This is a genomic window from Psychrobacillus sp. FSL W7-1493 (assembly GCF_038004905.1).
Classification (GTDB): Bacteria; Bacillota; Bacilli; order Bacillales_A; family Planococcaceae; genus Psychrobacillus.
The window spans coordinates 1,228,084-1,241,391 of sequence record NZ_JBBOSB010000001.1 but is presented as its reverse complement, the minus strand read 5'-3'; the positions used below and the strand labels follow the sequence as shown (position 1 = coordinate 1,241,391).

The following is a 13,308-nucleotide window of genomic DNA, read 5'->3' as shown; positions in this document are numbered from 1 at the left end:
CTATCGCTCGCCTTTATTAAAATAGCCCATCTATAATAGATCTTATTCCTAGCAATAGCAGTACTATTCGAAGTGCTGTAACAAGCGTTTCTGAGTTTAGCTTTTTATTCAGCTTAGCACCAATCTTTGCTCCAATATATGCAGCAGGGATGACAGGTATCGTATATAGCCATGGTACGTTTCCTAAAGATATATGCGTTGCAGAGTTGACAATGGACGATAAAAATACCATAAACATTGAAGTTCCCACCGCCACATGAGGAGGAAACAGAAACAATAGAATCATGGCAGGCACAATCATCGAACCTCCACCGATTCCAAATAATCCAGAGGCAAAACCTATAAAAAAGGTTAAAGCTAGTGCAAACCAGACTGGATATCCATATACATATGTATTTTCCCCATCCTCAAAGGTACGCTTCTTGCCATGCTTTACAAACCATTGCACTGGCTTCAAATATTTACGAACTAGTAAAAGAACGGATAAAATGACAAGCAATATACCAAAGTATAGGTTAAACGAAGGGAGATCTAATCCTTTGTTTACCCAAGCACCTAAAATGGTTCCCGGTATACTTCCTATAAAAAATATAAATCCACTTTTAAAATCCACCGTCTTAGACTTCATATAAGAAAGAGTAGAAGACAGACCAATAAAAATCATCATAACAACAGATAAACCTACGACACTTTGCGGCGTAATATTCGGGATTAAATCAAGTGTAGTACCAAGGAAAAGTACAGCAGGCACTAAAATTACCCCACCGCCCAGTCCTACTAAGGCACCGATAGTCCCTGAAAAAAGACCGCTAAGCACTAATAAAAACCACTCCATTTAAAAATCTCCTTCAAAAAGATTTAATTGCTTAGGCGCAAGTCCATCAAACTCTATGTTAAGCATTTGCTGAAAGGCTTTAGCATTTTTAGCAGCATGACCACCAGAGTTATTATTGAATACAACAAGCACTTCGGAAGCTTGCTTAGATAAAACCTCACAAACTGACTGAATATAAGCAAGCTCCTGCTCATTATAATCATATAAATAGCGGACTTCTCTCCACTTTTCGTTGTTTCCTGGATTCTTCCACCCATAAAAGTTTCTCCCATGAAGACGGACCAACACTTTATCAGAAGTAGCAACCGGCACTACAGGTATGCTACCTTCTCCATTTTGTGGCTCATCGCAGACACTATGATGAAAATTATTATCCTTTAAAAATTGAAGAGTCGAATCTTTATACTCCGGAAGATACCAGGACTGGTGGCGAAACTCAATGACCACCTCAAAATCCTTTAGCTCCTCTCGAATTCTTCTCATATACTGCACATTATCCTTCTCACACTCAAACCAAGGTGGAAACTGAACAAGCACCATCGCAAGCTTCCCCGCATCCTTAAGCGGCCCAAGCATCTGACGATAGCTTTCAAACATTTCCTCTGGAGACTTAAACGGATTCTCCCCTCTCAAATGCCCTGTCATCCCTTGATAGGCTTTCACGATAAACTGAAAATTATCAGGCGTCTCACGAATCCACTTTTCTATATTTCGCTGCGGTTGAATCGCATAAAACGATGCATCCAACTCGACAATCGGAAAATGCGCACTATAATCCTGCAGCTTCTCCCTAGGCGAAGAAACATAAAGATCTGGATGATCCCCCCAACCAGTTAACCCAATTTTTATCATCAAACCACCTCTTTGCTATTACTATTTATCATATCATTTCCCTCATCAAACAGACAAAAAAACGAGTTGATGGAAAGTGTTTATGTGTTGCGGGAAAATAAAGTGTTGCAGATAATCTAAAAGTGTTGCATTTTTCTCTGTAAGTGTTGCGATTATTACTCCAACTGTTGCGCTATTCTGAGTAAGTGTTGCAGTTTCGAGCTGAAGAGTTGCGCGTATTGCTTGAACTGTTTGATAAAGTGGAGAAAAAGATAAATAAAATATCTCATTCTTCACCTATAATAGAATGTGGTATGTCATTACCAATTATTTCTTTTACAAAATCGATATAAGGTCTTGAAACAACCCTCGGATTTATATTAGTTTTTTAAAATCTTCCTCATAAAAAACCGCTTGAGTTGTCATATCCATGGCAAATTGTTGCGCGTACCTAATAGTATTCTGGTCATCGTTGGTCCCATTCCCAACTAAATATATCAAGTTAACATTTTTATCTAGTTCTAAATCTTTATATGGGATTAAGTAGCCTAAAACTTCTCTAGCTCTTTGATCAACATAGATGCTAAAGTCAGCAGAGTTATTAATTCCTAGAATGAAGAAAAACTCGAAATTTGTATTACGTATTAGTCTAGTGAAAGAATAACTTTCAAAGTTTTTCATATTAATTTCTCCAATACTACTTATTTTATAGTTACTATACCTATATTAATAAAGATAACACAAGTTAAATTACACCAAATTAAAATGAGCTTGGTGATACATTTCCCAGTTCATATGCATTTTAAATTTTCACGGTTAATATAGCCCAAAAAAAGAAGACGAACTATAAAGTTCGCCTTCTCTAAGATAATCAAGTCGCACAAAATTGGAACGACTTGATTATTGAATTTATTAACCGATAGAACCTTCCATCTCAAACTTGATAAGACGGTTCATTTCTACTGCATATTCCATTGGAAGTTCTTTTGTGAATGGCTCGATGAAGCCCATTACGATCATTTCAGTTGCTTCTTCTTCGCTAAGTCCACGACTCATCAAGTAGAATAATTGTTCCTCTGACACTTTAGAAACTTTCGCTTCATGCTCTAGAGAAATATTATCGTTCAAGATTTCGTTGTATGGAATTGTATCAGAAGTAGACTGATTATCCATGATTAAAGTATCACATTCAATGTTAGCACGTGCTCCCGTTGCTTTACGTCCAAAGTGAACGATTCCGCGGTATGTTACTTTACCACCTTGTTTAGAAATAGATTTCGAAACAATAGTAGAAGAAGTATTTGGAGCTAAATGCATCATTTTAGCACCAGCATCTTGGTGTTGTCCTTTACCAGCGATAGCGATAGAAAGTGTCATTCCACGTGCGCCTTCACCTTTAAGGATAACTGCTGGATATTTCATTGTAAGCTTAGAACCAATGTTACCATCAATCCATTCCATCGTTGCGTTAGCATCACAAACAGCACGTTTTGTAACTAAGTTATATACGTTGTTTGCCCAGTTTTGGATAGTAGTGTAACGGCAATAAGCATCTTTTTTGATGATAATTTCAACTACTGCACTGTGAAGTGAGTTAGTTGTGTAAACAGGAGCTGTACATCCTTCAACATAATGTACAGAAGCACCCTCATCTACAATGATCAGTGTACGTTCGAATTGACCCATGTTTTCTGAGTTAATACGGAAGTATGCTTGAAGTGGAGTATCCACTTTTATGCCAGGTGGTACATAGATAAATGATCCGCCTGACCATACTGCTGAGTTAAGTGCAGAAAATTTGTTGTCAGAAGAAGGGATTACTGTACCAAAGTGTTTTTTGAAAAGGTCTTCGTTTTCACGAAGAGCAGAGTCAGTATCTTTAAATACGATTCCCAAGTCTTCAAGCTCTTGTTTCATGTTATGGTAAACAACCTCTGATTCATACTGTGCAGAAACACCGGCAAGGTATTTTTGTTCTGCTTCAGGAATACCTAATTTATCAAAAGTAGCTTTTATTTCTTCTGGTACTTCATCCCAAGATTTTTCTGTTTGTTCAGATGGTTTTACATAATATGTGATTTCATCAAAATTTAATGGTTCTAAATCTCCGCCCCATTGTGGCATTGGCTTAGAGTAGAAAATTTCTAATGCTTTTAAGCGATAGTCTAACATCCATTGTGGTTCATTCTTCATACGGGAAATTTCTTCAACGATATCTTTCGTTAAACCACGTTTTGAACGGAAAATGGATACGTCTTTATCGTGGAAGCCATATTTGTAATCACCAATTTCAGGCATTTTTTTTGCCATCGTATTTCCTCCGTTCTGATTTTATTTCTTTTCTTCTGAAACGCCTTTTTCCATTGCTTTCCATGCAAGAGTTGCACATTTGATACGTGCTGGAAATTTAGATACGCCGTTTAAAGCCTCGATATCTCCGAGGTCAATAGAATCGTCATATTCCTTTCCAAGCATCATGTCAGAAAAGATTTGGGAAAGCTTTAGCGCTTCATCTATATTTTTACCTTTGATCGCTTGCGTCATCATAGATGCAGAAGACATAGAAATAGAACATCCTTCACCATCGAATTTTGCGTTTTGTACAACGCCATCCTCCACTTGAATAGTCAAGTGGATACGATCTCCACAGGTAGGGTTATTCATGTCTATTGTCAATGCGCCATCCTCAATACTACCTTTATTGCGAGGATTTTTGTAATGATCCATAATTACTTGTCGATATAATTGATCTAAATTAGAAGACATCTCCAAAATACTCCTTAGCAGTGCGTAAGCCGGCAACGAGAAGATCTACATCCTCTTCAGAGTTATAAATGTAGAAGCTTGCTCTAGCAGTTGCAGTAGCTTTTAACCACTTCATAAGTGGCTGCGCACAGTGATGTCCTGCACGAATAGCAATACCATTCATATCAAGGACTGTTGCGACATCGTGAGGATGTACTTCATCTAAATTAAAGGTAACAATTCCAGCTCGCTTCAAAGGATCTTGAGGTCCGTAGATTGTTAAGCCTTCGATTGTATACATTTTTTCCATAGCATAGGCAGCTAGCTCATGCTCATGTTTTTCGATTTCAGATAAACCGATTTCTTCAAGAAAATCTATAGCAGCAGCTAAACCGATTGCTCCGGCAATGATTGGTGTCCCACCTTCAAATTTCCAAGGTAGCTCCTTCCATGTAGACTCTTGTAAGCCTACAAAGTCAATCATTTCTCCACCAAATTCAATTGGCTCCATTGCATCAAGTAAAGCCTCTTTCCCGTAAAGAACACCGATACCGGTTGGACCACACATTTTGTGCCCAGAAAAGGCTAGAAAATCACAATCTAACGCTTGTACATCGAGCTTCAAGTGAGGAGCAGCCTGTGCACCGTCCACTACCATTACAGCTCCATGGTCATGGGCGATTTGAGTAATTTCTTTAATAGGATTCATCGTGCCTAATACATTAGAAACGTATACGACAGATACAATCTTAGTCTTTTCTGTAATTGTTTCACGAACTTTTTCCAAAGATAATGTACCATCTTCTTCTAAGTCGATATATTTAAGCGTCGCTCCCGTTATCTTCGCCAATTGCTGCCAAGGAATAATGTTAGAGTGATGCTCCATATACGTGATAACAATTTCGTCGCCTTCTTTTACGTTTGCAAGACCGTAGCTTTGTGCCACTGTATTAATTGCCGTAGTAGTACCACGAGTGAAGATTACTTCCTTCGTTGATTTAGCATTGATAAAGTTACGAACCTTTTCACGGGCACCTTCATAACTTTCCGTAGCTCGGTTACCAAGTGTATGCACACCACGGTGAACGTTGGAGTTATCAAACTCGTAGTACTTTCTAATAGCCTCAATGACTTGAGTGGGCTTTTGAGAAGTAGCTCCGCTATCTAAATATACAAGTGGATGACCATTAACTTCTTGATTAAGAATTGGAAAATAGCTTCGAATCTCTTTTATATTGAGCATTAGCGAACTTTCCTTTCAATTACCTCCGTCAGCTGTTTCTTCACGCCTTCGATTGGTAGTTCATTTACTACTGGTGCAAGGAATCCATGAATTACTAGACGCTCTGCATTTTGTTTAGAAATACCACGACTCATCAAGTAGTACAGCTGAAGTGGGTCAACGCGACCAACAGATGCAGCATGACCTGCTGTTACATCGTCCTCGTCGATTAATAAAATTGGGTTAGCATCTCCGCGAGCTTTTTCGCTTAACATTAGAACACGAGATTCTTGTTCAGCGTTAGCTTTTGTAGCACCAAATTCAATTTTACCAACACCGTTGAAGATAGAAGATGCAGCATCCTTCATAACACCATGTTTAAGGATTTGTCCTTCCGTATGTTTACCCCAGTGAATAACTTTTGTTGTAAAGTTTTGTTTTTGAGTTCCACGACCTACAACAACCATTTTTACATGACCTTCTGAATTGTCCCCAACTAAATGAGTAACATTTTCAGAAATAGTATCACTATCGTTCATCATTCCAAGAGCCCATTCAATTACAGCATCACGGCTAGTTACTCCACGACGGTTAACATAAGTAGTAAATCCTTCTGCAAGAACGTCTACTGTACCGAAAGTAACTTTTGCATTATCCTTCACAATTACTTCAGAAATAATGTTAGCTAAACCGTTTGAATGTTCAACTGTAGACAAATAGTTTTCCACATAAGTCACTGAACTGTTTTCATCCGCCACAAGCAATGTGTGGTTGAATAAAGAAGCAGTTTCGTTGTCATGTAGATAAATAACTTGAACAGGTTCTTCAATTACAACATTTTTCGGTACGTATACAAATACTCCACCGTTTAATAATGCAGCATGAAGTGCAGTTAATTTGTGTTCATTAACTTTAACGCCATCTGTCATGAAATATTTTTGTAATAGCTCGCCATGTTCGCGTGCAGCAGTATAAATATCAGTAATGATCACACCTTGTGCTTTTAAATTATCTGTTACAGATAGATAAGCGGGTGTATTGTTGTGTTGAATATAAATATTTTTTTGCTCATCTGAATGAACAAGCGCCTTCACTTCTTCAGGAAGTTCATCCAATGAAGAGAATGTAGTGCTTTCTACAGTATGAGCAGGAAATTCAGTGAAATTCCAATTTGTAATTTTAGTTTTGTCTGGTGTTGGCATTGGAAGTGTTTCCACTTGACCTAAAGCAGCAAGACGAAGTTCCGTCATCCAGCTTGGTTCTTGGTGACCTTCTGAAAAGGAGCGAATATCCTGTTCGGTTAATGCCAATTTCGTTTCAACCGTCATGTCATGCGTCCCCTTTCTTATGCTTCTTGTCCAACTGTCTCGTCTTCAATTCCTAATTCTTCTTTAATCCAGTCATAACCTTGAGCTTCTAATTTTTGAGCTAGCTCAGGACCGCCAGATTTAACAACGCGCCCTTGCATCATTACATGCACATGGTCTGGAGTGATGTAGTTAAGTAAACGTTGGTAGTGAGTGATGATTAAGCTACCAAAGCCTTCTCCACGCATTTCATTGATCCCTTTAGATACAACTTTAAGTGCATCGATATCTAGACCAGAGTCAATTTCATCTAAAATAGCAAATTTAGGCTTAAGCATCATTAATTGAAGAATCTCGTTACGTTTTTTCTCTCCACCTGAGAATCCTTCATTTAAATAACGTTGTGCCATATCAAGATCCATTTCTAGGAATTCCATCTTGCTGTCTAATTCGCGGATGAATTTCATAAGAGAAATTTCATCGCCTTCTTCACGACGAGAATTAATAGCTGAACGCAAGAAGTCTGCATTAGTTACTCCAGTGATTTCACTTGGATATTGCATTGCAAGGAACAAACCAGCTTGAGCACGCTCGTCCACTTCCATTTCTAATACGTCTTCACCATCTAATTCAACTGAACCAGAAGTAACTTCATATTTAGGATGACCCATGATAGCTGAAGCCAAAGTAGACTTACCAGTACCGTTTGGACCCATGATAGCGTGAATTTCATTTGTGTTAAGGGATAAATTAACACCTTTTAAGATCTCTTTACCGTCGATAGCGACGTGTAAATCCTTAATAACTAAAGTCGACATTTAATAACCTCCATTAAGTAACTAGAAATGTATAACCATTCTAATTTATTATCATTCTAATCTTAACTCAAACTGAAGTCCCTTGCAAATCTTTTGAAACACTTTCTTATTGATAATATATAACAATTATAAGAGAAAAATTAGGTTCATCCGCATGGTACTTTATGACACTATCATTTTCAATAAGATAACTCTAATTGAGAATGCATATCACTACGGTGATAGTGTTAACTAAAAAATCCACGCAGCCTAGACTGCATGGATTTTTGTCTTCTATTTAAATTAACCTCGGAAAGCACGAGCATCGAGCTTAGCTGCAAGCTGCATACTTTTTTCGTGATCTGCCTGACGACGTTTCTCAACTTTTGCTCTCAATGTTTGACTATTTCTTAATTCATCGTAACCGAAACCATGTACTCCTCTGAATGCGTGGTCCATCTGTTCTGTATAGGGTAACTCTCCCGAACTGATAATGAATCATTCCTTTCCTTTTTAATGTTTTCTATACTACACTACATACCACCTCATGTTAAGTTCAAACATCCTTTTTATTCTGAAAATTCCTTTCGCAAATATTGAATTGATACATATGTCACACGAATCATGTTTTTCATTTCACGTAACATCTCGGCGTAAAATCAAAGCCAGTCTCCTATTTTAAATCCCACCCTCATGCGCCTGAGAGGGATTAGCTTCCAGCTGATCGTTTTCGATAATTGTAAGCTTATTTAATTGGTAATAATTTAGGTGAAATGAAAAAGGGGAGAAATGAATCATTTTAAAAAAGTTTTGTGCTCGTAAGTTAATTCTTCCTTTTATACTGTGTAGTTTTATATTTTCCTAATTTTAAGAGGTTTGCTTTCCTTAATAGCCTCTTCACCTCATAGCGACTGTCTAAGAGTAAAAATTTTCTACAAGCTTTATTTGTAAGAATGTCATCATATAGCCAAAAATAATGCTGAAGTGATTTTAGCGAAGCATATTTGTCAGCATACTGACAGCTTGTACAATACCAAATATTTTTAATTTTATTCATACCTACCTGTCCACAGCCTTCACAAGCTACGCCTGAGATTAAATCACTTACTTCTATTGAATAATGTTTCGTTAAGGGAAAGAATTCATATGGGGAATTATGTTTTAAAATCAGATTTTTTACCTGATTAAGTTTAGAAACGGGTACGGGTACTATCGTAGATTTATTTTGGAGATTTCGAAGGAACGAATAGACCTCATTCTTATAAAGAATGGTCGTATCATTGTTTGTAGTTTTAACATAGCTATTTTTAGAGGCAAAAACTATAGCTCCGAAGACTGGTATAGAAAGATTATGATGTGAAAAGAAATTAGACAATAAATAGGAATACTCATTTAACTGATTAACGGGGCAAGGGTACTTTTTAATCTCCCCATTATCTTTAGTTTGTATTAATTGTGAAGGATTCACTTTAAATTCGAGCGACCCTATAATGTTTTTTATTTCAAGAATAACTGCACCAAACGGGGTTAGTAATAGAAAATCAATTTCAAATAATTTTTCCGTACGCAGCATTACCTTATGTAATAAAAAATAATTATAAGGTAAACGCATCCTTTCTAACTCCCTATAAACCACTTCCTCTCCATAATCACCTGCCATAGTTGTCTGTATTTCTGTGGCTAGCTTGGGATAAAACGGGTGCCTCAAAGGTAGTCTATTCAATAATAATCTCATTGCTTTCAGTTGTTCCGATTCCGCATATTTTTTGATAATCAATAGTCATCACCTCAATTTTAGATTAGCAAAATTAAGTTAAGAAAGATACCATTAATTTGGTAATTAAACCTGTAAATCTTTTTATTTGTGATGAAACATTTAAGAGGGTATATGTAGCTTTTTTAAGGGTTCGATTGAGTGATCAGTTCCAACTAGTTTATGGGCGCTTTTAAACACTTTATGGGACACTTTCCACTAGTTTACGGGCGATACTCACGTTTACGGTCGCTTTTCTTTCATTTATGGGTCAGTTTCTACCGGTTTATGGGCGCTTTTAAACACTTTATGGAACAGTTTCCGCTAGTTTATGGGCGATACTCACGTTTATGGGCGCTTTTCTTTCATTTATGGGTCAGTTTCAACTGGTTTATGGGCTCTTTTAAACACTTTATGGGACACTTTCCACTAGTTAACGGGCGCTTCTCACGTTTATGGGCGCTTTTCTTTCATTTATGGGTCAGTTTCAATTGGTTTATGGGCGCTTTTAAACACTTTATGGGACATTTCCGCTAGTTTATGGGCGATACTCACGTTTACGGGCGCTTTTCTTTCATTTATGGGTCAGTTTCAACTGGTTTATGGGCTCTTTTAAACACTTTATGGGACACTTTCCACTAGTTAACGGGCGATCCTCACGTTACGGGCACTTCCCCCCTCCTTAACTGACACTTCTATCACCCCACAAAAAAAGCAAGCACACCAGGTGCTTGCTTCAATAACTCATCCAACAAGAATTATTTCACTGGAACTACTGCTCCGCCCCATTCATTTAAGATGAACTCTTGAATTTCTTGGGATTGTAGTGCTTCTACTAGTGCTTTGATGCGCTCGTCTTTTTCGTCACCTGCGTTTACCGCTACTAGGTTTACGTATGGAGATTCTGAGTCTTCAATTGCGATTGCATCCTCTAGTGGGTTTAAGCCAGCGTCGATTGCGTAGTTGGAGTTGATTAGCAATGCGTCGCCTTCATTGTTTTCATATAGCTGAACCATTAAAGCAGCTTCGTAGTTTGGATCGAATTCTAGGTTTTTCGGGTTGTCTATAATGTCATCAATTTCTGCTTTTGTTTTATCTATTCCCTCAGCAAGCGTAATTAGCCCTTCTGCTTCTAGCATTGCTAGTACACGACCATGGTCAGCAACCGAATTACTCATTAAAATAGTTGCTCCTTCAGGAAGCTCTTCAATAGAATCATATTTTTTAGAATAAAGACCAATCGGCTCGATATGGATGCCACCAGCATTTACGAAATCATAGTCGAAATCATTCATTTGTGATTCTAGATAAGGAGCATGTTGAAAGTAATTGGCATCTAGGTCACCAGAATCTAGGTCTTTATTTGGTAGTATATAATCTTGGTACGTCTCAATTTGTAGCTCAATGCCTTGTTCTTCTAATATAGGCACTACCTGCTCTAAAATTTCTGCGTGCGGTACGTTAGAGGCACCAACAACTAATTTGTCGCTATCCTCATCGCCACATGCAGCAAGTGTTAATGCACTAACAGATAATAAAACCCCAGCCAATAATTTTTTCATACTCAATCTCTCCCTATCTTTTATCAATTTTTGTAGTAATAATATCGCCAATCCATTGTAGAATAAAGACGATGATTAATATTAAAATAGTAGCTATAAACGTTACATCCTCGCGACTACGTTGGAATCCATCTTGAAATGCTAGATTTCCAAGTCCTCCAGCTCCAATAATACCTGCCATCGCTGTGTACCCAACTAGTGAAATACAGGTTACGGTAATACCAGATACTAAGGCGGGCATCGATTCTGGCAATAAAACCTTCCAAATAATTGTAGAGGTTTTAGCACCCATCGATTTAGCTGCCTCTAAAACACCCTTGTCGATTTCTCGTAGTGCGATTAAAACCATACGGGCATAAAATGGAGCAGCTCCAATTACTAATGCAGGGATGGCCGCATTCGGACCACGCATCGATCCCGTCAACAACGTTGTAAATGGTATCAATAAAATGATTAAAATAATAAACGGTATAGAACGGAAAATATTGACTACTCCACTGGTCAACCAGTTTGCTATTTTATTTGCCCATGCTTGGTGTGGACTTGTCAAAAATAATAATAGTCCTAATATTAGTCCAAAGATTGCTGTTAGGACTGTAGAAATTGCAGTCATATAAAGGGTTTCTATAGTGGCTTCCCACATTTTAGGCCAATCAACATTTGGAAATAACGATTCAATCATTGTTGATCACCTCAGTTTTAACTTTTTGCGCGTGGATAAATTCAATTGCCTCTTCCACTGCTTGTTCATTTCCATCTATTTGAAGGATTAGTGTCCCGAACGCTCCACTTTTCGTGTGTGATATATTTCCTTGCACGATGTTTACTTCTAAATCGAACTGTTTGATTAATCTTGAAAGAATTGGTTGCTCTGTAGTATCTCCAACGAAAACGAGCTTAACTAGCTTGCCGTTTGGATAAAGCTTAACTAGATTTTGAATGGTTTGAATTGGCTCTTTAGAATCAGAAATTTGAGAAACGAAACGCTTTGTTATAGGCTGTTGTGGCTTTTGGAATACCTCAAGCACATCTCCCTCTTCTACAACTTGCCCATTTTCCATAACTGCTACTCGGTTACAGATCTTTTGAATAACTTGCATCTCATGTGTGATTAATACAATGGTTAATCCGAGTTTTTCATTAATGCTTACGAGCAAGTCTAAAATGGAGTCGGTTGTTTCAGGGTCAAGAGCTGATGTTGCCTCATCACAAAGCAATACCTCTGGACCATTAGCCAACGCTCTTGCAATTCCTACGCGTTGCTTTTGTCCTCCAGATAATTGAGATGGGTAAGAGTCTCCTCTTCCTTCCAATCCAACAAGGCTTAAAAGCTCCTCTACTCTAGCTTTTCTTTTTTCCTTTGGAACTCCTGCAATTTCTAATGGGAATGCTATATTTTCAGCGACTGTTCGCGACCATAGTAAATTGAAATGCTGGAAGATCATGCTTACTTTTTGACGAAAGCTTCGAAGCTTGTCCTCATTAATAGATGTAATTTCCTGGCCATTCACTGTAATATGACCGTCAGATGGCTTTTCTAGCCCATTCAACAAACGTATTAGCGTACTCTTGCCCGCTCCGCTGTATCCAATAATCCCGAAAATTTCTCCACGCTGTATGTCCAGATTTACACTATCTACTGCAACGATTTCTCCTTGCTTTGTAATAAATCTTTTCGAAACGTCTTTTAAACTAATCAAGTAAATCTGACCACCTTTCCTAATAAAAAAACCCTTCTGCAAAAGAGCAGAAGGGGTGTATGTTATCTATTTAAAATAACGTTCATCCATTCTCTCATTTCCCAAAGCTATAGCTTTGCGTGACTTGGCACCATTTCACTTTCATGACGGTTGCCGGGCTTCAAAGGGCACTTCCCTCCACCTCTCTTAATAAGAGCGACACTATTAAATTGTGTTTTCAACATAACGAATATTATCATAGGTTTCCATCTTCGTCAATAGCCTTTATTGTTTCCAATAAGTAAGGAACTGATTGAAAAGCATAGATTTTCTTTTCCACTTTCCCATGTTTTGTAATAAGAAGACAAGGTACACTTTCAATTTCCTGTTCTATCGCCAAATCACCTAGAAAATTAATATTTGCCTGACCAATTGGATAGGTAACCATTTCTTTAATAACATTCATCATTTTACTTGCTACCTGACACGTTCCACACATAGGCGTATAGATATAAAACAAGGTAAGTGTTGAATTGTTTTTAGCGCTATCCCATTGTTCTCTAGTCCATTCATTCAT

Annotated in this window: 13 protein-coding genes and 1 riboswitch; all 13 genes read right to left on the bottom strand. The window is 37.7% G+C overall.

The window, feature by feature from the left end:
- Nucleotides 1–16: 16 nt before the first annotated feature.
- On the bottom strand, nucleotides 17–835 hold the full coding sequence (locus MKX96_RS06230; RefSeq protein ID WP_169359636.1) for a sulfite exporter TauE/SafE family protein: 819 nt from the start codon (nucleotides 833–835) through the stop codon (nucleotides 17–19).
- Complete coding sequence (locus tag MKX96_RS06225) at nucleotides 836–1,687, bottom strand: DUF72 domain-containing protein (protein ID WP_340882837.1); 852 nt, start codon at nucleotides 1,685–1,687, stop codon at nucleotides 836–838.
- 354 nt (nucleotides 1,688–2,041) lie between these two features.
- A complete protein-coding gene (locus tag MKX96_RS06220; protein ID WP_340882835.1) occupies nucleotides 2,042–2,347 on the bottom strand; it encodes a hypothetical protein in 306 nt (101 codons plus the stop codon).
- A 231-nt stretch (nucleotides 2,348–2,578) separates the two neighbouring features.
- Nucleotides 2,579–3,976, bottom strand: coding sequence for a Fe-S cluster assembly protein SufB (gene sufB / locus MKX96_RS06215; protein WP_340882833.1), 1,398 nt, complete (start codon nucleotides 3,974–3,976; stop codon nucleotides 2,579–2,581).
- Nucleotides 3,977–3,997: 21 nt separating this feature from the next.
- Nucleotides 3,998–4,432 carry a Fe-S cluster assembly sulfur transfer protein SufU gene (sufU, locus tag MKX96_RS06210; protein WP_169359632.1) on the bottom strand — a complete coding sequence of 145 codons (435 nt, stop codon included), beginning with the start codon at nucleotides 4,430–4,432 and terminating at the stop codon, nucleotides 3,998–4,000.
- Nucleotides 4,422–5,654, bottom strand: coding sequence for a cysteine desulfurase (locus tag MKX96_RS06205; RefSeq protein ID WP_340882829.1), 1,233 nt, complete (start codon nucleotides 5,652–5,654; stop codon nucleotides 4,422–4,424). Before MKX96_RS06205 ends, sufU begins: the two co-directional genes overlap by 11 nt.
- Nucleotides 5,654–6,961 carry a Fe-S cluster assembly protein SufD gene (sufD, locus tag MKX96_RS06200; protein ID WP_340882828.1) on the bottom strand — a complete coding sequence of 436 codons (1,308 nt, stop codon included), beginning with the start codon at nucleotides 6,959–6,961 and terminating at the stop codon, nucleotides 5,654–5,656. Before sufD ends, MKX96_RS06205 begins: the two co-directional genes overlap by 1 nt.
- A 17-nt stretch (nucleotides 6,962–6,978) precedes the next feature.
- Complete coding sequence (gene sufC / locus MKX96_RS06195; RefSeq protein WP_169359629.1) at nucleotides 6,979–7,758, bottom strand: Fe-S cluster assembly ATPase SufC; 780 nt, start codon at nucleotides 7,756–7,758, stop codon at nucleotides 6,979–6,981.
- An 802-nt stretch (nucleotides 7,759–8,560) separates the two neighbouring features.
- A complete protein-coding gene (locus MKX96_RS06190) occupies nucleotides 8,561–9,514 on the bottom strand; it encodes a nuclease-related domain-containing protein (protein WP_340882826.1) in 954 nt (317 codons plus the stop codon).
- 734 nt (nucleotides 9,515–10,248) lie between these two features.
- Entirely contained in the window at nucleotides 10,249–11,052 is an 804-nt protein-coding gene (locus MKX96_RS06185) for a MetQ/NlpA family ABC transporter substrate-binding protein (protein WP_340882824.1), read from the bottom strand.
- A 13-nt stretch (nucleotides 11,053–11,065) separates the two neighbouring features.
- Entirely contained in the window at nucleotides 11,066–11,734 is a 669-nt protein-coding gene (locus MKX96_RS06180) for a methionine ABC transporter permease (protein ID WP_251556207.1), read from the bottom strand.
- The gene (locus MKX96_RS06175; protein WP_251556208.1) at nucleotides 11,727–12,752 is read right to left on the bottom strand and encodes a methionine ABC transporter ATP-binding protein; all 1,026 of its coding nucleotides are present in this window, start codon (nucleotides 12,750–12,752) and stop codon (nucleotides 11,727–11,729) included. Before MKX96_RS06175 ends, MKX96_RS06180 begins: the two co-directional genes overlap by 8 nt.
- A 91-nt stretch (nucleotides 12,753–12,843) precedes the next feature.
- A riboswitch (SAM riboswitch) is annotated at nucleotides 12,844–12,948 on the bottom strand.
- A gap of 39 nt (nucleotides 12,949–12,987) precedes the next feature.
- Entirely contained in the window at nucleotides 12,988–13,308 is a 321-nt protein-coding gene (locus MKX96_RS06170; protein ID WP_169359623.1) for a thioredoxin family protein, read from the bottom strand.

Bases quoted from the DNA above. Each gene is read 5' to 3' on its own strand.
- MKX96_RS06230 (WP_169359636.1), bottom strand. From the start codon at position 835: ATGGAGTGGTTTTTATTAGTGCTTAGCGGTCTTTTTTCAGGGACTATC.
- MKX96_RS06225 (WP_340882837.1), bottom strand. From the start codon at position 1,687: ATGATAAAAATTGGGTTAACTGGTTGGGGGGATCATCCAGATCTTTAT.
- MKX96_RS06220 (WP_340882835.1), bottom strand. From the start codon at position 2,347: ATGAAAAACTTTGAAAGTTATTCTTTCACTAGACTAATACGTAATACA.
- sufB (WP_340882833.1), bottom strand. From the start codon at position 3,976: ATGGCAAAAAAAATGCCTGAAATTGGTGATTACAAATATGGCTTCCAC.
- sufU (WP_169359632.1), bottom strand. From the start codon at position 4,432: ATGTCTTCTAATTTAGATCAATTATATCGACAAGTAATTATGGATCAT.
- MKX96_RS06205 (WP_340882829.1), bottom strand. From the start codon at position 5,654: ATGCTCAATATAAAAGAGATTCGAAGCTATTTTCCAATTCTTAATCAA.
- sufD (WP_340882828.1), bottom strand. From the start codon at position 6,961: ATGACGGTTGAAACGAAATTGGCATTAACCGAACAGGATATTCGCTCC.
- sufC (WP_169359629.1), bottom strand. From the start codon at position 7,758: ATGTCGACTTTAGTTATTAAGGATTTACACGTCGCTATCGACGGTAAA.
- MKX96_RS06185 (WP_340882824.1), bottom strand. From the start codon at position 11,052: ATGAAAAAATTATTGGCTGGGGTTTTATTATCTGTTAGTGCATTAACA.
- MKX96_RS06180 (WP_251556207.1), bottom strand. From the start codon at position 11,734: ATGATTGAATCGTTATTTCCAAATGTTGATTGGCCTAAAATGTGGGAA.
- MKX96_RS06170 (WP_169359623.1), bottom strand. From the start codon at position 13,308: ATGAATGAATGGACTAGAGAACAATGGGATAGCGCTAAAAACAATTCA.